The sequence below is a fragment of the Sphingomonas sp. SP3 genome, from assembly GCF_058514305.1.
Window position 1 is genome coordinate 553,856 of record NZ_JBZSOE010000001.1, and the last position, 26,481, is coordinate 580,336.

Consider the following 26,481-nt stretch of genomic DNA (forward strand, 5'->3'; position numbering starts at 1 on the left):
TCCCGCATCTGCGTTCAAAAAGAAGGGGCCGGAGCGATGAGCTCCGACCCCTTCGAGGTTCTTCAGGTTGATCCGCTTAGAACTTGGCGGACACACCTGCGTACATGAAGCGACCGATCACGTCGTAGAGGCCGGTGTTACCACCAAGGCCGCTGGCGCCGAACGGCGGCTTCGTATCGGTCAGGTTATCGACGCCCATGTAGAAGTTGTACTTGGGCCCGACGTCGATGCCGAGACGCACGTCGTGGTAGAACTTGGCAGGATTCCACTTCTTTTCGAACAGCGTCGGATTTTGCGGATCGCGACCTTCGAAGCTGTAGAAGTCTTCGTACTCGCCAAGGCCACGAGATTCGTCATAGGCAATCTGCTTGCCGACATAACGCATCTGATAGCCGAAGCTGAACCGGCCATGCTTCAACGTGGAGTTCCAGTTGAAGCGGTCTTGCGGATCGCCCGTCTCCGACAGGATGCGGTCACCGAAGTCCGGGTTGGTCGGATCAATGAAGTTGGTCAGCTCAAGCACGTGAGTCCAGGTCAACCGGGTGTCGAGACGCCCGATATTCCCCAGCTGGTGCCGGTAAGCGACTTCGATGTCGAGGCCGCGCGTCTTCAGCTTGGCGAAGTTGACGCCCGACGAGTGCAGGGTGGCGTCGACAATCGCATACGGGACGCCCGCGTGACCACCCGTGACACCGTCGCCGCGCTGGAAGAGAGCGCAGAACGGATTGCTGAGGCTCGGGAGGTCGTAACAGCTGTCGAGGATCTGCTGCGCGGTAAGCGCCTGGATCGTGTCCTTCACCTTGATGCTGTAATAATCGACCGAGGCCGAGAAGCCCGGCAGGAAGTCAGGCTGGAACACGCCACCAAGCGTAATCGAGTTAGACTTCTCCGCCTTCAAGTCCGGGTTGCCGCCCGACAGGAACGAAATCGAGCTCGCGTACGGAATCGCGGTGCCTGCCGGAACGCCGGCTGCGACGCAGTTCGCCGCACGATACTGGGTACCAGCATTGACCTGGTCCTTGTCGCACGGATCGGTGATCAGCGCGAAGTTCTGGCCGAACGGCGTGAACAGCTCGACCTGGTTCGGAGCGCGAACCGACCGGGCGTAGTTGCCGCGAAGCCTCAGGCCCTTGATCGGCGACCACAGGACGTTGCCGTTATAGGCCCAGACGGTGCCGGTCGTGCCATTATAGTCGGACACACGAGCCGCGGCAGAAGCCTCGAGCTCCTGCAGCATCGGCACGTCCTTGACGATCGGGAAGCGAATTTCGCCGAACGCTTCCTTCACCTTAGTCTTCGGAGCATCGAAGGTCGGGATCGCGTTGTAGAACGTGTACCCGAGCTGGATGTCCTCATCGAGGTGATAATAGAGGTCGTTCGTGCGGTATTCGCCGCCGAGCACGATACCGATCGGCCCGCCAGGAAGCTCAAACCACTTGGACGTGTCGCCAGAAATGAACGCGAGCGCGTCAAACTGGCTGGTCTTCCCGACCGTGGTTGACTGGTGGAGCAGGTAATCGCGCTGCGCCTGGGTGAAATTGTCGCCCAAAACGTTGACCGGGACGCAGGCCGCGACGTCTGCTGCAAGGCGCGCAGCGGCATTCGGGTCACCCGGGGTCGGTCCGCCCGGGAAGGCAGCGCCGTAAACCCACGGATAGTAACCGATCACGTCGGCCGGATCCTGAAGCTGCGAACGGCAAACGATGTTGCCCGACGAATCCCGGACGGCATCCATCGCCAGCAGCATGCGCTGCACGTCGAGGTCGCCGAGGATCTTCGTCTTCTCCTTGAGCTCGCCGTAGTTCAGCGAAACTTCGTAGTTCCACGAGCTGCCGAGGTCACCGCGAACACCACCGACGATGCGGTACGTATTACGGCGCGCATCTTCCGTACGGTTCATCAGGCCGAGCAGGCTTTCCTGGACCACCAGGTTGGTGTTGTCCGTCGTTCCCTGACCGTTAAGCGCACGCTGGTCGATGATCGTCTGGCGCGCTTGCGGCGTCAGATACGGATTGTCGATGTGGAGCGCTTCGCGGTTCCGGCCGCCGAAGATGAACTGCTGCGGATCGAAGAAAGCAGCGCCGCCGGCGATGAAGGCCGGTCCGTTGGCGCCCGTTCCCGAGCTGTCCGTGCGCGAGTACTTCGCTTCAAAGAACGGAACTACCGCCGGCGAAATCTCATAGTGGCCGAGCGCGTTCACGTTATAGCGGTCGAGCTGCGGCGTGATCTGGATCTGATGGCCTTCGTAGAAGCCTTCGCCGTTACCGCCGACGAACTGTCCGTTCGCCGCCGAACCGATGCGTGTTCCGGTTTGCGGAACGAGGTCGCCGTTCGGCAGGAAGATGAACGGGCACGTCAGGTTAGACGCAGAGGTGGTCGATTGGCAGTTCAGCGTGCCGCCGTTGCCACCGAAGCGGATCGTGCCGGTATTGCTGAAGGTAGCCGAGCGGAAATCATAGTTCCTGATTTCGCCAAACGGACCATCGGCGTTGATCGCATAGCTCTCACGGAACCACTTGCGGTCATCGCCCCACGCCTGATCGCGACGTGCATATTCGAGGTTGACCGCGATATTGCCACGGCCTTCGGCGAAGTTCTTACCAACGAGCGCGCTGACGAAATATGCGTCGGCGTCGCCATATTTGCTCTGGCCACCCTGGCCGCGAACCATGATGCCGTCATAGTCTTGCTTGAGGACGAAGTTGACGACGCCCGCGATGGCGTCCGAACCGTAAACGGCCGAGTTACCGCCCGTCACCACGTCGACACGGTCGATGAGGTCGGTCGGGATCGTGTTCACGTCGACCGCGACGCCGGTCAGGAGAACGTCGCCGCCGACGTGGCGACGACCGTTAACCAGCACGAGCGTGCGGAGGATGCCGAGGCCGCGAAGGTCGAGCAGGTTGATGCCGGCGATGCCGAGACCGCGGGTCGAGTTCGCCTGCGTGAAGCTGGTACGGATCGACGGGACTTCTGCGAGCTTGTCGCCGATCGACACGTTGCCGGTCTGGAAGAATTCTTCACCGCCGACCGAGGTCACCGGGAGCGGCGAGTCAAGGTTCGGACGACGGATGCGCGAACCCGTGACGGTGATCGCATCACCAGCTACCGCGGGAGTGCAACCCGGAGGCAGCGGCGTTCCGGCTGGCACCTGGCAGGACGGTGCAGCGGCACCCGATTCGATTTCCTGCTCGCTCTGCAGCGCTGCTGGCGGCGACGTGTCCGCCTGCGTCTGCTGGGCCAAAGCCGGGCTGGCGCTCAGCGCGGCAAACGAAACGGTCGACAAAATGATTGGATTGACTCGGCGCATAGCTCGAAGGTCCCCTCGGAATGTACGAAACTACGGAAATATTCCCGCGGGGTTGGTGCTGGAAAGCAGTCGAAAAGAAAACTGCTAAATCCCGCCGTTAGTCGAATCTGGGTGCATGTGTAACTTTCATGCAACATTCAGATTTAACGCTTTTGTCGGGCAGTCGACCTAATCAGTAGCGATAGTGCTCAGGCTTGAATGGGCCCTCGTTAGAAACACCAATGTAAGCAGCCTGCTTGTCGCTTAGCCTGGTCAACTTAACGCCAAGCTTGTCGAGGTGCAGTCGGGCCACCTTTTCGTCGAGATGCTTGGGCAACACATACACGTCGTTCTTATACTTGTCGGCGCCGGTCCACAGTTCGATCTGCGCGAGGACCTGGTTCGTGAACGATGAAGACATCACGAAGCTTGGATGGCCGGTCGCGTTGCCAAGGTTCACCAGACGGCCCTTGGACAGGACGATGATCTTCTTGCCGTCCGGGAACTCAACCTCGTCCACCTGGGGTTTGATCTCCGTCCACTTCATGTTGGCTAGCGCGCCAATTTGGATTTCGCTGTCGAAGTGCCCGATGTTGCAGACAATCGCCATGTTCTTCATCGCCCGCATGTGGTCGAGCGTAATGACGTCCATGTTGCCGGTGGCGGTGCAGAAGATATCGGCGCGTTGCACGGCCTCTTCCATTGTCACAACCTCATACCCTTCCATCGCCGCCTGCAGCGCGCAGATCGGGTCGATTTCGGTCACGAGCACGCGCGCGCCGCCGTTACGAAGCGACTGGGCCGAGCCTTTGCCGACGTCGCCAAAACCGGCGACGCAGGCCACCTTGCCGGCCAGCATGACGTCGGTCGCCCGGCGAATGGCGTCGACCAGGCTCTCGCGACAGCCGTAGAGGTTGTCGAACTTCGACTTGGTGACGCTGTCATTGACGTTGATCGCCGGAAACGGGAGCTTGCCCTGCTTGGCGAGGTCGTAGAGGCGGTGGACGCCCGTGGTGGTCTCTTCCGACACGCCCTTGGTCGCCTCGACGGTCTTGGTGAGATAACCAGGGCGCTCGGCCAGGAATCGCTTCAGCGTCGCGACGAAGATTTCCTCTTCCTCGTTGGTCGGCGCGAACAGCTCTTCACCCTTTTCGACACGATAGCCCCAGAGCGCGAACATGGTCGCATCGCCGCCGTCGTCCAGGATCATGTTGGCGGTTGTGTCGGCGCCCCAATCAAAAATGCGGACGACATAGTCCCAATAATCTTCCAGCGTTTCACCCTTGATCGCGAACACCGGGATGTTCCGCGCGGCGATTGCCGCCGCGGCGTGATCCTGCGTCGAGTAAATATTGCAGCTTGCCCAGCGGACCTCGGCGCCCAACTCAATCAGGGTTTCGATGAGGACCGCCGTCTGGATCGTCATGTGAAGCGACCCGGTGATGCGCGCACCCTTCAGCGGCTTCGATGCGCCGAATTCCTCGCGTAGCGACATGAGGCCAGGCATTTCCGTCTCGGCAATCTCGATCTCTTTGCGACCGAAATCGGCAAGGGTGATGTCCTTTACGACATAGTCGTTGAAACGGGATTCAGCCTGCGTCGCCACGTCAAAATTCTCCGGGTTCGTTGAAGAGGCGCCATATGCCGCGCCGATTGCCGGCGTCCCTAGCCACCACGGCGGTCAAAGGCAAATATAAAGAATTCTTTATATGTACTCTGCAGCCTTGACGGCTGTTCGCCTTGAGGACCGCGCGGCCGGGCACTAGGACGTGATGCACGTCGAAGCCGCGGGAATTTTGGATGTCCTTTGCGAAGATCCATGTGAAGCCTGACACACTGGATGATGAGAACCGGAAGTTCGCGCAAAGGTCGCTCGATCAGCCTCTTTTCCTCAACAGTATCCCGAAGGGCGGCAGCCACCTTCTCCGGAACATAATCCGCATGTTCGTTCCGGTCGAGAGCCAGTACCAGGCGGAATTCATTCAATACCAGTTCCTGCCGCAGCATCGGTCTGCATTCGAACCCGGGCGCAAGATGCTCAGTTGGGGGCATATGGTCGCGCTCGACGCGTCACGCTCGGCACTCGCCGGCGCCCGGCACATCCTGCTGGTCCGCGATCCCTACGACTGGGTGCTGGCCCGTGCGCGCTTCTTCCTCAGCGACGAGTTTCAGGTCGGCCTCGACCATTTGAAGCGGCCAGACGTTCCCGTCGAAACCATCCTGAACCTGATGATCGACGGGACCAAGCCGCAGCTCGCGCCGCTGGCCGTCACCTATATGTATAACGCCGTCGCGTGGCTCGACGACGGAGTGAAGGTCGTCCGTTACGAGGACTTGGTCGACGCCGTCCGCAAGGTCGACAGCGACGTAGGCGAGGCCTTTTTCGACGACCTGCTGGCGGGGTGCGGTATCGGACGGCCAGGCGACTGGCGCGAGCGGGTTCGGATCGGGGCGGATCCAGCGCAGAGCGGGACGGCGAGGCAGAATCTATCAGGCATGGCGCAGCGGATCCCCGACGAGCTGCCGATGGCTCAGAAACAGTTGGTCGACTTACGAGCACCTGGGCTGCGGCGGATCTTCGGCTACGAACCGAAGTGATCCCCCTAAGCGGCGCCGGTCTCGCTCGCGAGCAGGCGCGGGTCGATGCCCTCGGCTTTGAATGAGGCGGCCCAGCGCTCGTCGGTCGGAGTGTCGAATAGGATCTTGGAATCGCCTCTGGCAGCGAACCATCCATGTTTGGTCATTTCCTCGTCGAGCTGCCCCTCCCCCCAGCCGGCATAGCCAAGAGCAGCGATCCATTGAGATGGCCCGCCACCCTCGGCGATTGCGCGGAGCACGTCGATCGTGCCGGTCATTGCGAACAGCTCGCCGCGGTCTCCGTTGACGTGCAGCGTGTCCTGTCCGCCCCAATCGTTCGAATGGAGGATGAAACCGCGACCGGGCTCGACCGGCCCCCCGTGATGCACAGCGCGGTCGGGCGCTTCGCCTGGCTCGATGTCCAGCTGGCGGAGCAGCCCCCGAAAACTGATGCCTGCGCGCTTTTGTCCGATGCCGATGCCGATGGCACCGTTTTCGTCATGAACGCACATCGCGATGACCGCGCGTTCAAAGCGCGGATCGGCCATTCCCGGCATGGCCAGCAGCAACTTGCCTGAGAGAAAACTCGGCACTTCCACGCGCCAACAATGGGCTGACGAAAACTCATCGGCAAGGCTTGAGACGCCAATCCGGCGAGCCTATCTGCCGCTTCATCCGACCTCCAGGAGATCCCCAGATGACTATCCAAGCAGGCGAAAGACTGCCCGACGTTCCGCTGACCATTGCCAGCGCGGACGGTCCGCAGCCGACCAGCAGCAACGAATATTTCAGCGGCAAGCGAGTTGCCCTGTTCGCGGTCCCGGGGGCGTTCACCCCGACTTGCTCGGCGCGCCATCTTCCGTCTTATGTCGAGAAGGCGCAGGAGCTCAAAAGCGCGGGCGTCGATGAAATCGCCTGTATCTCCGTAAACGACGCATTCGTCATGTCCGCCTGGGGCGACCGCGACGGATCGTCCGACATCACCATGATCGCCGATGGAAATGGCGCGTTCACGGATGCGGTCGGGCTTGCCATGGACGGCAGCAAGTTCGGTATGGGCCAGCGCTCGCAGCGCTATTCGATGATCGTCAATGATGGCGTGGTCGAGCAGCTGAACGTCGAAGCGCCGGGCGAATATCGGGCGTCGAGCGCCGAACATATGCTCGATCAACTGGCGACCGCGTAACGACCTCACCGGCTGGCCGCTGTCAGGCCACCCCTCGCCGCTCCGTCGAAACGCCCTCTTGTTCCGGGCGTTGATCATGGAGTGTTTCAGTAGAGGAGTAGCGTGACATGGCCAGCAGCAATCGAGGCGGAAATCGTGGTGGAAACCGGCGCGGCAATCGCGGCCGCAACAACAACCCCGAAGGACATAATCAATACAGCGGCCTGACCGCTCGGGCGCGGGAAAACCCGATCGCCGCAGCAGCTGCGGTTGGCGGCGCCGTGGCCGCGGGCGTCTTCCTGTGGTCTCGCCGCAACCAGATCAGTGATCAAATCGGAAACCTGTCCGATCAGATCAGCGAATGGCGCGACGGTTGGCAGTCAGGCGACGAATTCGGCAGCGCCGACGACACGACCGAAGAAACCAGCTTCATCGCGAGCCCGCGGCGAAAGGGCAGCCGCAAGAGCCAGTCGGACATCGCAGAAGAAGCGATGACCCTCAAGGAGACTGGCAAGGCCACCGCCTAAGCCGACTTAATCAAGCCAATAAGGGGCGCCTTCGGGCGCCCCCTTTTTTATTGCGCGAGGAACGCGGCGATCACCTCGCCGAACTGTGCCTTGGTGACTGAGCTCATGTGCGTGCCCGGGACCTCTTCGAAGATCGCGTGCGGCATTACGTTGGCGAGCTCTTCGGCCGAGCCGTTGTCGTCATCCTCGCTCCCGCACACCACGAGTGTCGGCATGGTGAAGGCCTGCAACCAGTCCATGAACGCGTCCTCGAAGCTTTCGAGAAGCAGTCCCGACGCGATCAGGTCGACCTTCTGGCTCTTCATGAACTGGATCGAAAGCCAGTGCGGGTCGCCCCGCTGAACCCGGTCGAACAGCGCGATGGCGTCGACGAAAAAATCCTTGCGCCGTTTCCAGTTGCGCAAACCTTCAAGGCCGGCGCCTCCGAGAATCGCGCGCCGGGGTTTTAGCCCCTCGCCCACCCCCTCAACGGTCGTCCGCGCACCGAGCGAAAACCCGCCTAGGTCGAATTCCGTCAAATTGAGATGCGCAACAAGCTCACGCAGGTCTCGAGCAAGGATCCCCTTCGGATAATTGGCGGAGTCATGCGGCCTGCTGCTGAGGCCGTGCGCCCGAAGGTCGGGCATGATGACCCAGAAACCCTCGCTCGCGATACGCTCGGCATGGCCGAACTTGATCCAGTTCATGTTGGCGTCGGAGAATAGGCCATGAAGCAAGATTACGGGCCTGCCCTGACCAACCTCATGGTACGCAAGCTCTACCCCGTCCGAGGCGTGCCAATAGGCAACGGCCGGCTCGCTCACCCGGGAAACTTCCCAGTCGCGTCGATCCACTTCTGGACCAGCTTGTCATAATCTTCGGTCTTGTGTTCGGGCAGCCCGTCGGTGTTGAGCCACGCGCGGTGAATGCTCTCGGCGCCGAAGTGGTGCGTCGGCTTGAAGCGATAGGGGTCGTCAAATGACGCGACCGTCAGGTCCATGTTCTCGCTACCCTCTTTATATTGGTAGCCGAACGACGTGCCGCATTCGCGGCAGTAAGCGCGCTTGCCGATCGGCGAGCTGTCGTACCAGTCGGGCTCATGCGTCCACTCCACGTCGGCGTGCTTCACGTTCTTGAACGCAATCGAGACCGATCCCGTTGCGCGCTGGCACATCCGGCAGTGGCAAAGATAGGCATCGTCGTCATGGACAGTCGCCGTGTAGCGAACGCGGCCGCACGCACACCCGCCGGTCATTTTATCTGACATCGATCACTCCCTTGGTGACTGGCCTCTTGCAAGGCTAAGGGGCGGCATGTCCAGCGCTCCCACCGCTTCGGAAATCGCCCGCGACGCGCGCTGGCTAGCGCAGGCGCTGGATCCTGCGACAGGCGCCCTTCGCCTGGTCGCGATGGATGCCGACAGCTATCGCGCGGTGAGCTTCCTCGACGACCGGATTTTTCAGCAGCCGGTCGATGCCCAGGTCGTTCCCTGGCCCCTGGTGGTGGACGCCGCCGCGGAGATTAGCCGCTGCGACGCGCGCTGGATATTTCACATCGGTCACGTGGGCTCGACCCTCGTTTCGCGGTTGCTCGGCGAGCTGACTGGAGTGCTGGGAGTGCGCGAGCCTCGTCTCTTACGCGACTTGGCGATGGCGCCGGCCGAGATCCGCCAGGGTTATCTGGTGCCAATCCCGGCGCTGTTCTCACGAACCTTCGCGAATGACGAGATCGCCTGCATCAAGTCGACCAGCTGGGTCAGCGAAATCGCGCCAGCGTTGGTCCCGCTGGGCGAGCGCGCGCTGTTCATGTTCGCAACCCCGCGCAACTACATCGCGAGCATCCTAGCCGGCGAAAACAGCGTGAAGGAACTGCGAACGCTGGCGGATAGCCGCGCCCAGCGGCTCGCCCAGCGCGACATTGCTGTGCCGGGTGGCCGCGACGACGCGGAGTTCGCTGCGATTGCCTGGGCGTGCGAAATGACCGCGCTGGAAGCAGCCGCCGAAGTAATGAGCGATCGCCATATCGCCTGGCTCGACTTCGACGAGATGCTTGGCGATATGCCCGCCACGCTCAAGTCGGCCGCTGACCATTTCGGCTTCGAAGCCGATTCCTCGGCAATTGCGGCAATTACCGCTGGTCCGCTGATGAGCAGCTACTCCAAGGCGCTTGAATATGAATATTCGGCCGACCTGCGCCGCGAGCTGATCGCGGAAGCTGAGCAATATCATCGCCGCGAGATTGAGGGCGCCCTTGCCATGCTTCGTTCGGCGGCCGAAAAGTCGCCGCTATTGGGACGAGCGCTGTCACGCGCGGAGGGGTAATGTATCGCATTCTCGACATCCTGACCGACACCGAAGTCGCCGAATGCCGGAAGATCGCGGCCGCTTCCCCATTTGTTGATGGGCGCATCACCAACCCGCACAACAAGGCTAAAATCAACGAGCAGTTGCACGACGCGCAAGGCTATCAGAAGAGCTCGCAACTTTTGCTCCAGGCGCTTGGGCGCAGCGAGGAATTTCGGGAGTTCGCTTTCCCCATTTCCATCGCCCCACCGCTGATCACCCGCTATCATCCCGGCATGCGCTACGGCGCGCACGCCGACGCAGCCTTCATCAACCTGCCTACCGGCCCGCTCCGCAGCGATCTGAGCTGCACCATCTTCCTCAACGAACCCAAGGATTATGAAGGCGGCGAGCTTCATATCCGGCTCGGCGATGCCGATCTTCAATTCAAGCTGAAGCCGGGACAGGCGATCGTCTATCCGTCAGACACGCTCCACGAGGTCGTGCCAGTGACCAAGGGCGAACGACTGGTCGCGATCACCTTCATCCAGAGCCGCGTCCCCGACCCATTCAAGCGTTACATGCTGTTCGAGTTGAACGAGGTCGCCGCGCTCGAAGGTCTCAAGATGAGCCAGGAGAACTTCAACCGGCTGCAGCTGGTCCAGGCTAACCTGCTGCGCGCCTGGGGCGATAAACCCTAGGCCGCCTTCTGCAGGTGCTTGCGGCCCAGTAGCTCCGCGATCTGAACCGCGTTCAGCGCCGCGCCCTTACGCAAATTGTCGCTCACCACCCACAGGCTGAGGCCATTGTCGATCGTCGAATCCTCGCGGATCCGGCTGACGTAGGTGGCGAAGTCACCGACGCATTCGACCGGGGTCACGTAACCGCCGGCCTCACGCTTATCGACGACGATCACGCCCGGCGCCTCGCGCAGGATATTGCGCGCGTCGTCGGCCGAAATCTCATTTTCGAACTCGATGTTCACTGCTTCGGAGTGGCCGACGAACACCGGCACTCGGACGCAGGTTGCGCTGACCTTGATCGCCGGATCGAGGATCTTCTTGGTTTCGACGACGAGCTTCCATTCCTCGGTCGTCGACCCATCCTCCAGGAAATCTCCGGCCTGCGGAATGACGTTGAAAGCGATCTGCTTGGGATAGACTTCCGGCTCGTTGGAATCGCCCACGAAGATGTTGCGCGACTGGTTGAACAGCTCATCCATCGCGGCTTTGCCGGTGCCCGATACCGACTGATAGGTCGCAACCACAACGCGCTTGATCTTGGCTGCGTCATGGAGCGGCTTCAGCGCCACCACGAGCTGGGCGGTCGAGCAATTCGGGTTGGCGATGATATTCTTCTTGGCATAGCCAGCGATCGCCTCGGCATTCACTTCGGGCACGATCAAGGGCACGTCAGGGTCCATGCGGAACAGCGAGCTATTGTCGATCACCGTGCAGCCAGCAGCGGCTGCCTTCGGAGCGTAAATCTTCGACGCTTCCGAGCCTGCCGCGAACAGCGCGATATCCCAGCCCGAAAAATCGAAATGCTCGAGATTCTTGACCTTCAGAGTTTCACCGCTGTCACCGAAATCGATTTCGTCGCCGGTCGATCGCGCCGACGCCACGGCGGCTAGCTCGTCGAGCGGGAATTGGCGCTCAGCGAGGATATTGAGAAGCTCGCGCCCGACATTGCCCGTCGCGCCGACGACCACGACCCGGTAACCCATGTCCGTTCTATTCCCTCTGCTGGAGTGGGCGCGAAGTGGGCTTGGCGCCCGCGATTGTCAACGCGACCAAAGCTGTCACTATCAGCCAAAATTCGGGGGCTTGGGAGATGACGGAACGCAGCTGGTTGCGCGGATTGGTCGTGCTTGCGCTGCTGATGGCCTGCTTTGCTGTCAAAGACGTGCTCATCGCGCCGCCTCAACCGCCAGCGCACCCGACGGCCGGCGAGTTCGACACCGCACGGGCCATCGGCCGCCTGCAGCGTATCCTCGGCGACCAACGCCCGCATCCGGTCGATACAACCGCCGACGATGCGGTTCGTGGTCGGTTGATTGCCGAGCTTCGATCGATTGGCCTCCAGCCCGAGGTTCACGAGGCCATGGATTGCAGTGGTTTCCCAAAGGTCCGCGTAGTCAGCTGCTCCCACGTCCGTAACGTGGTCGCGACTATTCCTGGACGCGCGCCGGGTAGGCACCTCCTGATCAACGCCCACTACGACAGTACGCCGACCGGCCCCGGCGCCGGCGATGACGGGATCGGCGTCGCGACCATGCTCGAAGTCGCGCAGCTGCTGAAGCAATCGCCCCCTGCGCGCCCGGTCACTCTGCTGTTCAACGAGGGCGAGGAATATGGCCTCAACGGCGCGGCGGCCTTCGTGCGCGATCCGGCGGCAAAGCAGGTCGATTCGCTGATCAACATTGACGCGCGGGGGGTGGCAGGCCCGGCGCTGATGTACGAGACGAGCTGGCCCAACGGTGCGGCCATCGCTGCCTATGCTCGGGGCACCAAGCGGCCCTACGCCAATTCGATAAGCACAGACTTCGCCAAGCTGATCCCCAACACCACCGACGTCGTGAAGTTCGCGCCTGCGGGCTGGACCCTGCTCAACTGGGGAATCATCGGAAACGAGACCCGCTACCACTCGCCGGGCGATACGGTGGCGGCGCTCGATCGCGCGAGCCTCTACCATGTTGGGAGCGAGGTTTACGCCGCGACGCGCACCCTGTCGGACATGCCCGATCCATCGCGTGCTGGTTCCGGGCGAATGATCTTCACCAGCATCGCCGGCCGCCTCTTGATCAAGCTCCCGCTGGCCGTCGGCGCCGCCGCCTTGGGGCTGCTGCTGGTCGGAGCGGCATTTCTCGCCTGGCGCCGCAGGGCCCTGGGTAAGCCCTTACTGCTCGTCGCGGGAATGTTCGTCGGAGGACTTGCAGCCGCAGGCATCGCCAGCTTCCTCGCCGGCCTGATCCGCGCCGGCGATTTCTGGCGCGGCCAACCCCTCGCCAGTTACATGGGGGTCTACGCCCTCCTGCTGACGGCGATGACGGCGATGTACGCCAGATGGAGCGATAGATTCGACCGCGAGCGGGTGCGGGCAGCCGCCTGGCTGCTGGTCCTGCTGCTCGGTTCGGCGCTGAGCCTCGCGCTCCCCGGCGCCACCATTTACTTTTTAATCGCACCTGCGATCGCTTTGGCGGGCATCGCGCTTCGGCTTCGACCGCTCGTCGTGGTTGCCATCCTGGCCCAGCTGTTGATGGTCGCCGAGCTTCTCGCCCTGGTCGAGATGTTGCTGATCGACGGCCCGTTGTGGGCGGTCGCCCCGTTCGCCGCGATCGCGGTCCTGCCTGCCTTGGTCGAAATCGAATCCGACGGCCTCCGCCCCGCCGTGTTGCTCGTGGGACTGGCGGCGGCGGTTTTGTGGACCGCGGCGCTCATCGTCCCGCGCCAAACCGCCGAGCGCCCCCTCTCCTTCAGCATCGACTATTTCCGCGACGCTGACCGGAAGACCGCGAACTGGGGCATCGCCAGCAAGCAGGCACCCCTGCCCGCTACTTTCCCGGGCAAGTGGCACAAGGGCGTGCTTCCCCATAACGGCCGCACTCGTTGGATCGCGGAAGCCCCGCTCGCAGCCACGCCCGTTCCTGCCGCTCGCCTCATCTCGAGCGAGCGCGCGGGTGCTGGCCGCCGCATCCAGCTCGTCTTGTTGCCCGCAGGCGGCGACGCGGTCAGCATCCGCTTTCCGGAAAATACAAAGTTGATTGCCATCGGCCTGCCCGGCCATGCGGTTCCGGTCCCTGCCAAGGGCGACCCGGACAAAGCCGCTCTCCGCTGCGCCGGACGGTCGTGCGAGGGCCTGGAGATCGAGGTCGTGCTCGGCGACCGCGCGCCGGTAGTCGCGGAGCTGTTCGCGACCCGCTACACGCTCCCTCCGCAAGGCGCCGCAATTGAGGCTGCCCGGCCGGCCAACGCGATCCCGCAATATTCGCCCGATCAAAGCGTCACGCTGCACCGCATCAGGCTCTGACCGACTCGCTCCAGGTCTGCTATAGGCCGTTTCGAAGGCGCCCGGCGCCGTATGCCGGTACGCGCCTCTATAAGGAGGTGTCATGGCTTCCAAGTCGATCGCCGCCGCCCGTGGCCCGGCCCGCTCCCGCAAGATCACAATCCGCAAGATAACGGATGAAGACCTGCGGGCTTCGCTCCGGCAGGGCCTCGACGATTTCCTCGATCTTCGCGGCGACCTGTTCTTCGCCGGCCTGATCTACACCGTGATCGGCATTTCCGCGGTCGTGATGACCAACAATGGCCCTTTGGTCCCATTCCTGTTCCCGATACTGGCGGGCGTCGGCCTGCTCGGCCCAGTGGCCGCGGTCGGATTCTACGAGCTCGCTAGGCGCCGCGAGAAGGGCGAGGAAGTCCACTGGTTTAACTTCCTCGACGTGCGCAAGCGCCCGTCGGTGGATGACATGGGCATGGTGGCCGGCCTGCTGATCGTGATCTTCGCCTTGTGGCTGACTGCCGCCGGCGCGCTTTACGCAGCGCTGTTCGGCTGGATCGCGCCGAACGATGTCGTCGGCTTTTTCCGGGAGGTGCTGACGACGGTGAACGGCTGGCTGCTAATCGTCGCGGGCGCGGTTGTTGGGGCGATCTTCGGCTGGATCGTGCTCGCGCTTAGCGTGGTGTCCCTGCCAATGCTGGTCGACTGCAACGTCAGCGCGTCGGACGCCGTCTCCGCTTCATGGCGTGCGGCGCATGCCAACAAGGGCGAGATGGTCCGCTGGGGCCTGACCGTAGTCGGGCTCCTCATCCTCGGGTCGATCCCGCTGTTCGTGGGCCTGGCGCTTGTCCTGCCGTGGCTCGGCTACGCGACCTGGCACCTCTACACGCGCCTGGTGGACAGGGATTCAATCCCTGCCCGACGCAGGCGTGTGGACTGAAGCTTAGGCTTCCTGCTTCTCGGCCTTCGCGGCCTTCTCGGCCTTGGCCGGAGCCGGAGTTTCGGCGGTCGCCGTGTCGCGCTGAACCGTGCGGCGCTCGGCGATGCGGGCAGCCTTACCGGTGCGGCCGCGCAGGTAATAGAGCTTGGCGCGGCGGACGTCGCCACGACGCACGACTTCGATCGATTCGATGATCGGGCCATAGAGCGGGAAGACGCGCTCGACACCTTCGCCGAAGCTGATCTTGCGGACGGTGAAGTTGGAGCCGACGCCCTTGTTGGCCCGGGCGATGCAGACGCCTTCGAAATTCTGCACGCGGGTGCGATCGCCTTCGATCACCTTGACGCCGACGCGGAGCGTGTCGCCCGGGCGGAATTCAGGAATCTTCTTGTCGGCGGTCAGCGCGTCAATGGCCTCGCGCTCGAGGGTCTCGATCAGGTTCATTTCTTTTTCTCTTCACTCATCCGCCGCGCGCCAGAGGGCGGTGCCTGCGATGCGCCCCCGTGGCGCTCGATCAGGTCCGGCCGCCTTAGCCGTGTGTCGTTGACCGCTTGCTCGTGTCGCCACGCCGCGATCTTCGCATGATCCCCCGACCGCAGCACTTCGGGGATCGTGCGCCCTTCCCATATAACAGGCCGGGTATAGTGCGGATATTCGAGAAGCCCGGTTTCGAAGCTCTCTTCCTCTCCGCTGGAGGCCGCGCCCATTACCCCGGGGAGCAGCCTTACGCAAGCGTCGAGGATGACCATCGCGCCAACCTCCCCGCCGGAGAGCACATAATCGCCGATCGACACCTGTTCGATCGCCCGCGCGTCGAAGATCCGCTCGTCGAATCCCTCGAAGCGGCCACAGAGCAAAATCACGCCATCGCCGGTGGCGAGTTGACGCACCCGTTCCTGGGTTAGCGGCGCCCCGCGCGGGGTCAGCGCCAGCATCGGCCGGCCGTCGGAGGCGCTGTCGATAGCGGCCGCCAGCACATCAGGCCGAAGCACCATCCCTGCGCCGCCGCCCGCGGGCGTATCGTCGACCGACCTGTGCTTGTCGGTCGCGAAATCGCGGATGTTAGTCGCCTCGAACGACCAAGCACCGTCATCCAGCGCGCGCCCAGCCAGGCTCGCGCCGAGCGGGCCCGGAAACATGTCGGGGTACAAGGTCAAAACGGTGGCGCGGAAGGTCATTGCGGAACCGCCGCTATCACAATCCATTGGGCGCCGCATGGATGAAGACATTATCGACTGCCTGATCATTGGCGGCGGGCCCGCGGGCCTGACCGCAGCCATCTACCTTGCTCGCTTCCACCTCGACATCCTGGTCGTCGACGGCGGCAAGAGCCGCGCCAGCTGGATCCCGTGCACCCGCAACCACGCCGGCTTCCCCGATGGGATCAGCGGAGAAGAGTTGCTCCAGCGCATGCGCGACCAGGCGTGCAAATATGGCGCGAAGATCGAGAACGAAGTCGTTACCAGGCTCGAGCAGGATTCCGACAGCGGCCTATTCGTCGCGGCTTGGGGGTCGGGCAAGGCGACGGCCCGGTCGGTGCTACTGGCGACAGGCGTAACCAATCGGCGCCCGCCGATGGATGAGGAGCTTCACGACGCCGCCCTGGCCCGGGGCCTCATTCGCTACTGTCCCATCTGCGACGGCTACGAAGTCACCGACAAGAAGGTGGGCGTGATTGGTAGCGGCAGCCATGGCGTTGCAGAGGCCATATTCATTCGCAGCTACACCCCGGACGTGACCCTGGTGGCGCCGGACAAGGCGATGCGCCTCAAGCCCGAGGATCAGCAGAAACTGAAGGAAGCCGGGATCGGCTGCCTCGACGGACCAACCCAGGCGGTCGCGACGGCGAATGATTGCATCGTCGTCGACACTGCCGATGGCCATCATGCCTTTGATACCATCTATCCGGCACTGGGATCGGACACCCACACGCAACTGGGCGAGATGGTCGGCGCGAAGCTCGCCGACGATGGCTGCTTCCTGTGTGATGCCCACCAGCGCACCAGCGTGGCCGGCCTCTACGCCGCGGGTGACGTAGTCCACGGGCTCGACCAGATCAGCCATGCGATGGGCGAAGGAGGCGTGGCCGCGACCACCATCCGCAACGATTTATGCTCGAAGCAGCCGATGCTGCGTGAATCCGCCCTCGAGGAAGCGGAGACCGGTAGCTAGGCGAGGAAGTCGGGGTCGAGGACGATCTTCCCGTCTTCGAGCCACGCAATGCCTGGCTTGAGCGGGATGAGCGAGCGCTTGCCCTCGCCAAGCTCGATCTCGAGCAGGTCGCCTGCGCCATAATTCTCCACGGCTACGACCGTGCCGAGGGGCGTTCCCCCACCATCTTCCGCGGTCAGCCCGACCAGGTCGATGTGATAATATTCGCCATCTTCGAGCGGCGGCAGCGCGGAGCGGTCAACCTCGACCAGCGAGCCGCGCAGGGCCTCGGCAGCGCCTCGATCGCCGACGCCTTCGAAGCGCGCGACCGGCATCTTGCCATCGCGCACCGAGAACAGACGCCGCTCGGCGCCACCAACGTAGAGCTTCTTGTGGCGCGTCAAGCTTTCGATGCTGTCACTGAAAAGCTTGAGCCGTAGCTCGCCCTTGATGCCGTGCGCCCCGGCGACCGCAGCCAGCGCGATCCTGCGCTCGCCACGGTCGCTCGAAGCGGTCAATTACTCCGCCTTCTCTTCGGCTTCGGCCTGCGGCGAGTCCTCGGTAGGCGGATTCACATCGTCCGCGCCTTCGGCCGGGGCTTCGTCAGCCGGAGCTTCTTCAACGGCAGCTTCCTCGGCCGGCGCTTCAGCAGCGGCCTCCTCGGCAGGCGCCTCGGCGGCGTCGGGCTCGGCGGCCGGTTCTTCAGCCGGCTCTTCGGCCGGGGTCTGCTCGGCAACCTCGTCGGCAACCGCTTCGGCTTCCGCGGTCGGCTCGGCGGTAGCTTCCTCGACCGCCTCGGCGAACACGGCTTCGGCTTCTTCCTGCTGCGTCTCGACCGCAGGCTCTTCAGCCGGCGCGTTGGCAGCGGCTTCCGCGTCAGCGGCCTTCTTCGCACGCTCCTCGATGCGCTCCTTGGCCTTCTCGCCAGGCTCAGCCTTCTTCGGGTTGTTGCGGGCAGTGCGCTCACAGATGCCGGCGGCATCCAGGAAGCGAAGCACGCGATCCGACGGCTGGGCGCCAACGCTCAGCCAATGCGAAATGCGGTCGGCGTCGAGCTTGACGCGCTCAGGCGAATCCTTCGCCAGCAGCGGATTGTAGATGCCGACCTTCTCAATGAAGCGGCCGTCGCGCGAGTTGCGGCTGTCGGTCACGACGATGCGGTAATAAGGACGCTTTTTCGCACCACCGCGCGCGAGACGAATTGAAACTGCCATTTTCTATATTCCTTTCAGCATATTAGTTTATTTCTTTGAAAACTTGTCGAAACCAGGTGGAAGGTTGAAGCCGGGACCGCCGAGGCCGGGCAATCCGCCACCTGGCCCAAGAGCGCCTGGGGGCAATGCCCCTGGCGGAGCCAGCCCGCCGAGCGCGCCTTCAAGCCCGCCCTTGCCGAACATCGCGGCGAGCTTGCCGAGACCGCCCATCTTTTTCAGCCGCTTCATCGCGGTTTCCATTTCCTGGTGCATCTTCAGGAGCTTGTTGATCTCCTGCACCGTAGTGCCGCTGCCCTTGGCGACGCGGATCTTTCGCTTGGCGTTGATGATGTCCGGACGGCTACGCTCCTTCGCGGTCATCGACGACAGCATCGCTTCCATGTGGGTCAGCGCCTTGTCGCCTGCGCCCCCTTGAGCAGCGTCCATCGCGCCCTTCATGCCCTTGAGGCCCGGCATCATCCCGGCGAGCGCGCCGATGCCGCCCATGCGCTTCATCTGGCGGAGCTGGGCCCACAGGTCGTCGAGATCGAACTTGCCCTTGGCCATCTTGGCCGCGAGCTTCTCGGCTTCCTCGACCTCGATCGTTTCTGCCGCCCGCTCGACCAGGCTGACGACGTCGCCCATCCCGAGGATTCTTCCGGCGACTCTTTCCGGGTGAAAGGCTTCGAGCTTGTCGATTGCCTCGCCGACGCCGGCGAACTTGATCGGCTTACCGGTGACCGCACGCATGCTGAGTGCGGCGCCGCCCCGGGCATCGCCATCGAGACGGGTCAGGATCACGCCCGAAAGATCGACTTCTGCCGCGAACCCCTTGGCGACATTGACCGCGTCCTGGCCGGTCAGCGCGTCAACGACGAGCAAAGTCTCGGCCGGCTGCGAAGCTGCCGCGACGCCCTTCATTTCGGCCATCAGCTGGTCGTCGACGTGGAGGCGGCCTGCAGTGTCGAGCAGCACGACGTCATAGGCCTGCAGCTTGGCCGACTGGAGCGCACGGTTGGCGATCTCAACCGGCTGCTGGCCTGCGACAATCGGCAAGGTGTCGACATTGGCCTGGCGTCCGAGGACGGCGAGCTGCTCCTGCGCCGCGGGCCGCGCGACGTCGAGCGAGGCCATCAGTACCTTCTTGCGTTCTTTCTCGGTCAGCCGCTTGGCGAGCTTGGCCGTCGTCGTCGTTTTGCCCGAACCCTGGAGGCCGACCATCATGATCACGGCCGGCGGCGAGACATTCAGGTTGAGCTCGGCCGTTTCCGAACCCAACGTCTCGACGAGCGCGTCGTGGACGATCTTGACGACCATCTGGCCCGGCGTGACCGAGCGCAGCACCTCCTGGCCAACGGCTTTCTCCGTGACCTGTTCGACGAAGTCGCGCGCAACCGGCAGCGCAACGTCGGCCTCAAGCAAAGCGACGCGCACTTCCCGCATCGCCGCGCGCACGTCCGCTTCCGTAAGCGCGCCGCGCCCACGAAGCCGGTCAAATACGCTGCCGAGCCGATCGCTCAACGTGTCGAACATTCAAATCTCCTCAGCGATGCGAGCGCCATATGGGGCGCGAAACGCAAAATACGCCGGCGGACGAAACCTCGTCGGCCGGCGCGCATCCGTAGACGCTCACATCGATGTATGTCCGTTAAGACGCCGCGGCGCTTAGCGGTTTAGCCTAATATGCGCAACCTAGCTGAGCCGTGGCTTGCCCTTCGTCTTCCGGGGGCGCCCGCCCGGCCCGCCGCCGGGACCGCGCGGCCCGCGGTCGGGACCATCGCCCTTTGGCGGGCGGCCGCCGCGCCGCTGGCCCTGGGGAAGGCCGCGCGGCGGACCGCGCCGGTCGCGCTCGGGCACGCGATCGATCGGTCGTGACTGCTGCATCTGCTGGCGAGGACCGACCGCGTAGCCTTCCTTCAGCAACTGGGTAAACGCCGCGCGCGTGCTCTCGGCGATCTGGTCCTGAAGCTCCTTGGGTAGGTCAGCGAAGGTCACGTTCGGGTGGATGGCCTGCACGTCGCGCAGCAACTGGTTCGGAAGACCGCCCGACGCTCGCTTGAGGGCCTGGAGCGCATCGATCACGGTAGAAAAGATGATCGATTGCATGACGTCACTTGCGGCTCTCGCCATTTCACCCTCGCTAGACTTGGAGCGGGCCGCTCCCTAAGTCGCGGCTCAATGCGGCGGCACTTCCACAAGATGCATGGTCTCGGCAATGATTTCGTGATCGTCGACGCGCGCGAAACGCCGTTCGACATCACCCCGCAGCTTGCACGTGCAATCGCCGATCGCAGGATCGGCGTCGGTTGCGACCAGTTGATCGTACTCGAGCCAAGCACTTCCGCCGACCTGCGCATGCGCATCTGGAATCAGGACGGCGGTGAAGTTCAATCATGCGGCAATGCTACCCGCTGCGTGGTGCAGCTTACGGGAGCGAACACGATCGACACCGATGGCGGCTTGCTAGAGGGTGCGGCGACCGGCGAAGAAATATCCATCCTGCTCCCGCAGCCACGCTTCGGCTGGCAGGACATCCCGCTCGCCTATGCGATGGACACGGCGGCACTGCCGATGGCGTGGGATGGCCTTGAGAACCCGTTCGCCGTGAACGTCGGCAATCCCCACGTGGTGTTCTTTGTCCCCGACGCGCGCGACGTGCCGCTCGACGTCGTCGGGCCGAAAATCGAACACGATCCGGTCTTTCCGGAGCGGGTCAACGTCAACGTGGCGACCTGCCTCGATGGGCGAATCAAGCTCCGCACGTTTGAGCGGGGCGCCGGCGAGACCCTGGCCTGCGGCACCGGCGCCTGCGCGACCGCCATTGCGGCAATCGCCGCCCGCCGCGCGCAATCTCCCGTTCGCGTCGAGATGACCGGCGGGGCGCTGACCATCGACTGGGCGCCGGGGCAGCCGATCACGATGCGCGGAACGGCGACCCACGTGTTCGAGGGCGAGCTCGACCTGGGTGCGCTGCGATGAGCGTCGAGACGATCACCCTCGGCTGCCGGCTCAACTTTGCCGAGGCCGAGACGATCGCCGCGACAGCTCCGGCCGACGAAGACTGGATCGTCGTCAACAGCTGCGCCGTCACCAACGAGGCCGTTCGCCAGACCCGGCAAGCGATCCGGCACAGCCACCGGAAGAGTCCTGGAGCTAAGATCCTGGTCACAGGGTGCGCTGCTGAGCTCGACCCCGCGCGGTTCGAGGCGATGCCCGAAGTAAACCGCGTCGTCGGCAATCAGCGCAAGCTGGCGGCCTTCGCCGGTGACGCCATGACGCCAGTCGCCTCCGGGCTGATGCACAAGGTGAAGAGCTTCGTCGCCATTCAGAACGGCTGCGACCATCGCTGCACCTTCTGCTCGATCTGGCAGGCGCGCGGGCCCAGCATTTCCTTGCCGTTCGAAGCGATCCGCGACGCAATCGCCCGCGAGATTGACCGCGGCGCGCAGGAAATCGTCCTCACCGGCGTCGACATCACCGATTACGAAGGCGGCCTTGGCAGCCTGTGCCAGCGCTTACTCGCTGCGGAGCCGCGGTTGAAGCGCCTGCGGCTGTCATCCCTCGACAGCATCGAGATCGATGACGCCTTGTTCGAGCTGGTCGGCGGCGAGCCAAGGCTGATGCCCCATTTCCATTTGTCGCTCCAGGCGGGCGACGACATGGTACTGAAGCGGATGAAGCGGCGGCACAGCCGCGCCGAGGCTGTCGGCGCCGTTGAACGAATCAAGGCGGCACGCGCAGACGCAACCATCGGCGCAGATCTCATCGCCGGATTTCCTACCGAAACTGAAGAGATGGCACTGAACTCATTGAAATTGATTGATGATTGCGACGTTATTGCTGCCCACATCTTTCCCTTCTCGCCCCGTCCGAACACGCCGGCGGCGCGCATGCCTCAGGTCGAGCGCGAAATCGTAAAGGCCCGCGCAGCCCGTCTTCGCGACGCCGCGGCGAAGCGCCGGTCGCACTGGCTCGACACATTCATCGGCTCCACGCAGCCGGTGCTGATCGAAGGTCCCGAAACCGGCCACACCGACAATTTCGCGCCCATCATCATCGATGGTGCGAAGCGCGGCGACGCTTTCGACGTCCGCGTGAACGGTCGAACGGACGGGCATCTGGTGGGCGTCCGCGCATGAGTTGGCTCGACCGCCTGCGCGGCGGGTTCCAGAAGACGGCCGACAAGATCGCCACCAACCTCAGCGGGGTGGTTAAAGAGCAGGCGCTCGACGCTTCGACGCTGGACGACGTCGAAGAAGCGCTGATTGCGTCCGACCTTGGTCCCGAAGCATCGCATCGAATCCGCGAAGCCATTGCCGCGCGCAAGTTCGAGCAGCTCGACGAGCGCGGCCTTCGAACCATTCTCGCCGAGGAAATCGAGAAGATCCTGGCGCCCGTCGCGAGGCCGCTGGAGATCACCGGCTTCCCCCGCCCCCACGTCATCCTGGTGATCGGGGTCAACGGCTCCGGCAAGACGACGACCATCGGCAAGCTCGGCCATTGGCTGAAGGAGCAAGATTACGGCGTCCTCTTCGCAGCGGGCGATACGTTCCGCGCCGCGGCCATCGAGCAGTTGCAGATCTGGGGCGAACGCATCGGCGCTCCAGTCATCTCGGGCAAGGAAGGCGGCGACGCCGCTGGGATCGTGTTCGACGGCGTCAAGCAGGCCACCGCGACCGGCGAGGACGTCCTGATCGTCGACACGGCCGGGCGCCTTCAGAACAAGTCCCACCTGATGGAGGAGCTATCCAAGATCCGGCGCGTGCTCGGCCGGCTCAATCCGGAAGCGCCGCATGACGTGCTGCTCGTGCTCGACGCCACCACGGGCCAGAACGCCCTTGCCCAGGTGGAAGTGTTCCGCGACAGCGCCGGGGTGACCGGACTCATCATGACGAAGCTGGACGGAACCGCGCGCGGTGGCATCCTCGTCGCGGCGGCGGAGAAATTCGGCTTGCCGATCCACGCGATCGGCGTTGGTGAGAAAGCCGACGACCTTCGCCCGTTCGACCCCCGCGCGGTTGCTCGCGCCATCGCCGGGCTGCCGCCGGAATGAGTGCAAAGCAAGAGCCGCACGGCGCGGGCAAGCTGCTGATCGACCTCGGCCCGCTGCTGGTCTTCTTCCTCGTGAACTTCCTGGCGCCGGTCCCCGCCGTGATGAAGATTTTCGTCGCGACCGGCGCGTTCATGGCGGCGATCGTGGCGGCGATGCTGTTCTCGGCGCTGCGCTACGGGCGCATCTCACCCTTGCTGTGGTTTTCGGGCGTGATGGTGGTGGTGATGGGGGGGCTCACGATCTTCCTCCACAAGGCGTGGATCATCAAGATGAAGCCGACGCTCTACTACACCCTGGTGACGGGCATCCTCGGCTTCGGGCTCGCTACCGGCCGCCCGCTCCTCCAGCAGGTGCTAGGCTCGACCTATCCGGGGCTGGATGCCGAAGGGTGGCGCAAGCTCACCCGCAACTGGGCGCTCTTCTTCGCCTTTCTCGCGGTGCTGAATGAGGTCGTGTGGCGCAACAGCACGACCGACTTCTGGCTCGGCTTCAAACTGTGGTTCGTGGCCCCCGCGACGGTCCTGTTCGCGGGCGCCAATATCCCGATGCTGCTGAAGCACGGACTGATGAAGGAAGACGCGGTGCCCGCCGAGCCAGGACCAATCGAATGAGCGATCCGATCCTCTCGATCCGCGGCCTCACCAAGAGCTACGCCAGCGGCACCGAGGCACTGAAAGCCGTCGACCTCGACATCCAGCGCGGGGAGATCTTCGCGCTTCTCGGCCCAAATGGTGCGGGCAAGACGACGCTGATCTCGATCATCTGCGGGATCGTCACGCCGACCAGCGGCGAGGTGCTCGTCGACGGCAAGAACTGGCAACGCAACTATCGCGAAGTGCGCAAGGCCATCGGGCTGGTTCCGCAGGAACTGACCATGGACCTGTTCGAGCCCCTGCTGAACACGGTCAGCTTCAGCCGCGAGCTGTTCGGCAAGGCCCCCGACCCGGCGAAGATCGAGGAGATCCTGAAGGCGCTCACCTTGTGGGACAAACGCAAAACGATCCTCAAGGAATTGTCGGGCGGAATGAAGCGGCGGGTGATGATCGCCAAGGCGCTCGCCCATGAACCCAAGATCCTCTTCCTCGACGAGCCGACTGCAGGCGTCGATGTCGAGCTGCGCCGCGAGATGTGGGCGATGGTGCGGCGCCTGCGCGAACAGGGCACGACGATCATCCTCACCACCCATTACATCGAGGAAGCCGAGGAAATGGCCGACCGTGTCGGCGTCATCAACAAGGGCGAGCTGATCCTGGTCGAGGAAAAGCACGCCTTGATGAAGAAGCTCGGCCGCAAGGTCCTGCATCTTCAGCTTATCGACCCGATGGACAGCGTTCCCGAAGCGCTTGGCAATTGGGACCTGAATCTCAGCGACGACGGGCGCGTGCTCACCTACGAATTCGACGCGAAGGCCGACCGCACCGGCATTCCCTCCCTGTTGTCGGCGATGCGCGACGCCGGGATCGGCTTCAAGGACCTTGATACCAAGGAATCTAGCCTCGAGGACATTTTCGTCCGCTTGATCGATGGCGACCGCCAGGGAGCAAAGGCATGAACTGGCGCGGGATCTGGGCCATCTACAAGTTCGAGATGCACCGGTTCCGGCGCACCTTGTGGACCGGCCTCGCGGTGCCGGTCATCACGACGTCACTCTATTTCATCGTCTTCGGCAGCGCGATCGGCAGCCGGATGACGGAGATCAATTCGATTCCGTACGGCGCCTTCATCGTGCCCGGGCTGATGATGCTGAGCCTGTTTACCGAAAGCATCTTCAACGCCAGCTTTGGCATCCACATGCCGCGCTTCACCGGCACCATTTATGAGATCCTGTCGGCGCCCATGTCCGCGTTCGAGACAGTGATGGGCTACGTCGGAGCGGCAGCGACCAAGGCGCTCAGCGTCGCGCTCACGATTTTCGTGACCGCCCACCTGTTCGTCGACGTGACCGTGGCCCACCCGCTCCTTGCGTTGCTCTACATCATGCTGGTCGCGGTGACCTTCTGCCTGTTCGGCTTCATGGTGGGCATCTGGGCCAAAGGCTTTGAGCAGTTGCAGGTCATCCCGCTGCTGGTCGTGACGCCGCTGACATTCCTTGGCGGTGCCTTCTACTCGATCGACATGCTCCCGCCCGCCTGGCGGACGATTACCCTGTTCAACCCGGTGGTCTACCTGATCAACGGCTTCCGCTGGACATTCTTCGGTACGGCAGACGTCAGCTTCGGCGCCGCGCTTGGCGCGACCTTTCTGTTTCTGCTCGTCTGCCTGACCGGTGTCTGGTGGATTTTCCGGACCGGCTACCGGCTCAAGCAGTAGCCGCGTGGCAAGTCCAATGTCTGCTTTCGACCCATTCCTGCCATTCGCGAAGGTCGTTAGAGTGGCATGATGGCGAGCGTCACCAGCATATTTGTTGGTCCAATCTCACTGCTGCTGATGGGCGCTAGCTCTGCGTCGAATGCTTGGACGGCTTGGGAGCGCCAACTCTCGCGGAACTGCCCCAGTCGCCACGTCGAACTGATGGGCGGCGGTGGCTATGATGAGTTCCTCGGCGCCTTTTATGACACGCTCACTCCGACCGAGAAACACCGGCTGAATGCAGTAGCGGATATCCCGAAGGCCTGCGCGAACGAGATGATGGGCTTCGGGTGCGAGATGTCCAGAAACCTCTACGCGGCGCAAAAGCTAGGACTGCTGCACAAGCTCGTCATGTTCGGCTGTCGAACGGTGAAATGCGAGGAGGGTGCGCTTTGCAGTCAATTCCCGCGCGGTTCGACGTACTAACCTAACGGCAGCTTTCCACCCAATCCCGCCGTCCGCCTTCGGCCTATTCCTGCCATTAAGATGGGGCTAGGTGCCTCGCACCGTCCGAGGTGGTCTAAGACCTTTGGCCGCTTACCCGGCGCACCCACGTATTCATCGGTTGAGCGTTTGCCGTGGCGGTCCTCCACTGTTACGCTAAACCGTTCAAACTTCGGCTTTCCGGAGAAGCGGGCGTTCAGTCGGTTGAAATCCGAAACCTCTACGCCGTGGCGCCTGCAAAGGTCAGGAAGAGCGTTGGCATAAAGCCCTATGGCTCGCGCAAGCTCGGATGATGGTGATGAGCCAAAAGTCTGACCCGTAAGAAAGTCTACTTCGATGAAGCCCTCTGGCTCGGAAGCTGCTTCGCCAAAGACGTCCATTTCATAGACGCCGATCATCATCCCGATGCCGCTTGCCAGAGAGTCAGCGATGTTGTGGCCGACGGATTTTAGGGTGCCGAACTTCATCGCCCAAGCTTAGCGCACGAATGGCAGCTTTCCACCGAAAGCAGGCATCAGCTCGCCTTTGGG

At 63.2% G+C, this 26,481-nt stretch carries 27 protein-coding genes and 1 pseudogene; 15 read left to right on the top strand and 13 right to left on the bottom strand.

What is annotated here, in order from left to right:
• Window positions 1-76: 76 nt before the first annotated feature.
• Both AC4K8G_RS02995 and ahcY read right to left on the bottom strand, forming a co-directional pair.
• Window positions 77-3,310 (bottom strand): TonB-dependent receptor domain-containing protein, encoded by a 3,234-nt coding sequence (locus AC4K8G_RS02995; RefSeq protein WP_491732693.1) that lies wholly within the window; start codon window positions 3,308-3,310, stop codon window positions 77-79.
• A 172-nt stretch (window positions 3,311-3,482) separates the two neighbouring features.
• Window positions 3,483-4,895: an adenosylhomocysteinase gene (gene ahcY / locus AC4K8G_RS03000; RefSeq protein WP_491732694.1), complete on the bottom strand. Its 1,413-nt coding sequence runs from the start codon at window positions 4,893-4,895 to the stop codon at window positions 3,483-3,485.
• 194 nt (window positions 4,896-5,089) lie between these two features.
• Between ahcY and AC4K8G_RS03005 the strand changes: the two genes are divergently transcribed.
• Window positions 5,090-5,887: a hypothetical protein gene (locus tag AC4K8G_RS03005; protein WP_491732695.1), complete on the top strand. Its 798-nt coding sequence runs from the start codon at window positions 5,090-5,092 to the stop codon at window positions 5,885-5,887.
• A gap of 5 nt (window positions 5,888-5,892) precedes the next feature.
• Here AC4K8G_RS03005 and AC4K8G_RS03010 read toward each other — a convergent pair whose 3' ends face one another.
• Window positions 5,893-6,465 carry a YqgE/AlgH family protein gene (locus tag AC4K8G_RS03010; protein ID WP_491732696.1) on the bottom strand — a complete coding sequence of 191 codons (573 nt, stop codon included), beginning with the start codon at window positions 6,463-6,465 and terminating at the stop codon, window positions 5,893-5,895.
• Window positions 6,466-6,563: 98 nt separating this feature from the next.
• Here AC4K8G_RS03010 and AC4K8G_RS03015 point away from each other — a divergent pair, with 98 nt between their 5' ends.
• Both AC4K8G_RS03015 and AC4K8G_RS03020 read left to right on the top strand, forming a co-directional pair.
• Complete coding sequence (locus AC4K8G_RS03015) at window positions 6,564-7,052, top strand: peroxiredoxin (protein ID WP_491732697.1); 489 nt, start codon at window positions 6,564-6,566, stop codon at window positions 7,050-7,052.
• 107 nt (window positions 7,053-7,159) lie between these two features.
• On the top strand, window positions 7,160-7,558 hold the full coding sequence (locus AC4K8G_RS03020; RefSeq protein ID WP_491732698.1) for a hypothetical protein: 399 nt from the start codon (window positions 7,160-7,162) through the stop codon (window positions 7,556-7,558).
• A 47-nt stretch (window positions 7,559-7,605) separates the two neighbouring features.
• Here the strand turns inward: AC4K8G_RS03020 and AC4K8G_RS03025 are convergent, their stop codons facing one another.
• Complete coding sequence (locus tag AC4K8G_RS03025; protein ID WP_491732699.1) at window positions 7,606-8,361, bottom strand: alpha/beta fold hydrolase; 756 nt, start codon at window positions 8,359-8,361, stop codon at window positions 7,606-7,608.
• Window positions 8,358-8,804 (bottom strand): GFA family protein, encoded by a 447-nt coding sequence (locus AC4K8G_RS03030; RefSeq protein WP_491732700.1) that lies wholly within the window; start codon window positions 8,802-8,804, stop codon window positions 8,358-8,360. The genes AC4K8G_RS03025 and AC4K8G_RS03030 overlap by 4 nt, the downstream gene beginning before the upstream one ends.
• A 46-nt stretch (window positions 8,805-8,850) precedes the next feature.
• Here AC4K8G_RS03030 and AC4K8G_RS03035 point away from each other — a divergent pair, with 46 nt between their 5' ends.
• Complete coding sequence (locus AC4K8G_RS03035; protein WP_491732701.1) at window positions 8,851-9,858, top strand: hypothetical protein; 1,008 nt, start codon at window positions 8,851-8,853, stop codon at window positions 9,856-9,858.
• Window positions 9,858-10,520, top strand: a complete 663-nt coding sequence (locus tag AC4K8G_RS03040) for a Fe2+-dependent dioxygenase (protein WP_491732702.1) — start codon at window positions 9,858-9,860, stop codon at window positions 10,518-10,520. Before AC4K8G_RS03035 ends, AC4K8G_RS03040 begins: the two co-directional genes overlap by 1 nt.
• On the opposite strand, the gene AC4K8G_RS03045 is transcribed toward AC4K8G_RS03040, so the two are convergent.
• Window positions 10,517-11,545: an aspartate-semialdehyde dehydrogenase gene (locus tag AC4K8G_RS03045; RefSeq protein WP_491732703.1), complete on the bottom strand. Its 1,029-nt coding sequence runs from the start codon at window positions 11,543-11,545 to the stop codon at window positions 10,517-10,519. The genes AC4K8G_RS03040 and AC4K8G_RS03045 overlap by 4 nt on opposite strands.
• Window positions 11,546-11,652: 107 nt before the next feature.
• Here AC4K8G_RS03045 and AC4K8G_RS03050 point away from each other — a divergent pair, with 107 nt between their 5' ends.
• Both AC4K8G_RS03050 and AC4K8G_RS03055 read left to right on the top strand, forming a co-directional pair.
• A complete protein-coding gene (locus tag AC4K8G_RS03050) occupies window positions 11,653-13,848 on the top strand; it encodes a M20/M25/M40 family metallo-hydrolase (RefSeq protein WP_491732704.1) in 2,196 nt (731 codons plus the stop codon).
• Window positions 13,849-13,930: 82 nt separating this feature from the next.
• Complete coding sequence (locus tag AC4K8G_RS03055) at window positions 13,931-14,761, top strand: DUF2189 domain-containing protein (protein WP_491732705.1); 831 nt, start codon at window positions 13,931-13,933, stop codon at window positions 14,759-14,761.
• Between the two features lie 3 nt (window positions 14,762-14,764).
• Here AC4K8G_RS03055 and rplS read toward each other — a convergent pair whose 3' ends face one another.
• Window positions 14,765-15,205, bottom strand: coding sequence for a 50S ribosomal protein L19 (gene rplS / locus AC4K8G_RS03060; protein WP_491732706.1), 441 nt, complete (start codon window positions 15,203-15,205; stop codon window positions 14,765-14,767).
• Complete coding sequence (gene trmD / locus AC4K8G_RS03065) at window positions 15,202-15,939, bottom strand: tRNA (guanosine(37)-N1)-methyltransferase TrmD (RefSeq protein ID WP_491732707.1); 738 nt, start codon at window positions 15,937-15,939, stop codon at window positions 15,202-15,204. Before trmD ends, rplS begins: the two co-directional genes overlap by 4 nt.
• Before the next feature lie 37 nt (window positions 15,940-15,976).
• Between trmD and AC4K8G_RS03070 the strand changes: the two genes are divergently transcribed.
• Window positions 15,977-16,933: an NAD(P)/FAD-dependent oxidoreductase gene (locus tag AC4K8G_RS03070; protein WP_491732708.1), complete on the top strand. Its 957-nt coding sequence runs from the start codon at window positions 15,977-15,979 to the stop codon at window positions 16,931-16,933.
• Here AC4K8G_RS03070 and rimM read toward each other — a convergent pair.
• From rimM to AC4K8G_RS03090, 4 genes and pseudogenes are all read right to left on the bottom strand, one after another.
• A complete protein-coding gene (gene rimM, locus AC4K8G_RS03075) occupies window positions 16,930-17,430 on the bottom strand; it encodes a ribosome maturation factor RimM (protein ID WP_491732709.1) in 501 nt (166 codons plus the stop codon). The two genes, AC4K8G_RS03070 and rimM, sit on opposite strands and share 4 nt — an antisense overlap.
• A gap of 237 nt (window positions 17,431-17,667) precedes the next feature.
• Window positions 17,668-18,126, bottom strand: a pseudogene (gene rpsP / locus AC4K8G_RS03080) (30S ribosomal protein S16); the annotation flags it as partial.
• Between the two features lie 27 nt (window positions 18,127-18,153).
• Entirely contained in the window at window positions 18,154-19,638 is a 1,485-nt protein-coding gene (gene ffh, locus AC4K8G_RS03085; protein ID WP_491732710.1) for a signal recognition particle protein, read from the bottom strand.
• 159 nt (window positions 19,639-19,797) lie between these two features.
• Window positions 19,798-20,235 carry a hypothetical protein gene (locus AC4K8G_RS03090; RefSeq protein ID WP_491732711.1) on the bottom strand — a complete coding sequence of 146 codons (438 nt, stop codon included), beginning with the start codon at window positions 20,233-20,235 and terminating at the stop codon, window positions 19,798-19,800.
• 48 nt (window positions 20,236-20,283) lie between these two features.
• Between AC4K8G_RS03090 and dapF the strand changes: the two genes are divergently transcribed.
• The 7 genes from dapF to AC4K8G_RS03125 all read left to right on the top strand — a co-directional run bounded on the left by dapF (window position 20,284) and on the right by AC4K8G_RS03125 (window position 25,933).
• Window positions 20,284-21,084, top strand: a complete 801-nt coding sequence (dapF, locus tag AC4K8G_RS03095; protein ID WP_491732712.1) for a diaminopimelate epimerase — start codon at window positions 20,284-20,286, stop codon at window positions 21,082-21,084.
• Window positions 21,081-22,244, top strand: coding sequence for a MiaB/RimO family radical SAM methylthiotransferase (locus tag AC4K8G_RS03100; RefSeq protein ID WP_491732713.1), 1,164 nt, complete (start codon window positions 21,081-21,083; stop codon window positions 22,242-22,244). The genes dapF and AC4K8G_RS03100 overlap by 4 nt, the downstream gene beginning before the upstream one ends.
• Window positions 22,241-23,158 (top strand): signal recognition particle-docking protein FtsY, encoded by a 918-nt coding sequence (ftsY, locus tag AC4K8G_RS03105; protein WP_491732714.1) that lies wholly within the window; start codon window positions 22,241-22,243, stop codon window positions 23,156-23,158. The genes AC4K8G_RS03100 and ftsY overlap by 4 nt, the downstream gene beginning before the upstream one ends.
• Window positions 23,155-23,769: an inner membrane-spanning protein YciB gene (locus tag AC4K8G_RS03110; protein WP_491732715.1), complete on the top strand. Its 615-nt coding sequence runs from the start codon at window positions 23,155-23,157 to the stop codon at window positions 23,767-23,769. Before ftsY ends, AC4K8G_RS03110 begins: the two co-directional genes overlap by 4 nt.
• Window positions 23,766-24,710, top strand: a complete 945-nt coding sequence (locus AC4K8G_RS03115) for an ABC transporter ATP-binding protein (protein WP_491732716.1) — start codon at window positions 23,766-23,768, stop codon at window positions 24,708-24,710. Before AC4K8G_RS03110 ends, AC4K8G_RS03115 begins: the two co-directional genes overlap by 4 nt.
• Window positions 24,707-25,468, top strand: a complete 762-nt coding sequence (locus AC4K8G_RS03120; protein ID WP_491732717.1) for an ABC transporter permease — start codon at window positions 24,707-24,709, stop codon at window positions 25,466-25,468. The genes AC4K8G_RS03115 and AC4K8G_RS03120 overlap by 4 nt, the downstream gene beginning before the upstream one ends.
• Window positions 25,469-25,534: 66 nt before the next feature.
• Complete coding sequence (locus AC4K8G_RS03125; protein WP_491732718.1) at window positions 25,535-25,933, top strand: hypothetical protein; 399 nt, start codon at window positions 25,535-25,537, stop codon at window positions 25,931-25,933.
• On the opposite strand, the gene AC4K8G_RS03130 is transcribed toward AC4K8G_RS03125, so the two are convergent.
• A complete protein-coding gene (locus tag AC4K8G_RS03130) occupies window positions 25,930-26,418 on the bottom strand; it encodes a hypothetical protein (protein ID WP_491732719.1) in 489 nt (162 codons plus the stop codon). The two genes, AC4K8G_RS03125 and AC4K8G_RS03130, sit on opposite strands and share 4 nt — an antisense overlap.
• Window positions 26,419-26,481 lie beyond the last annotated feature (63 nt).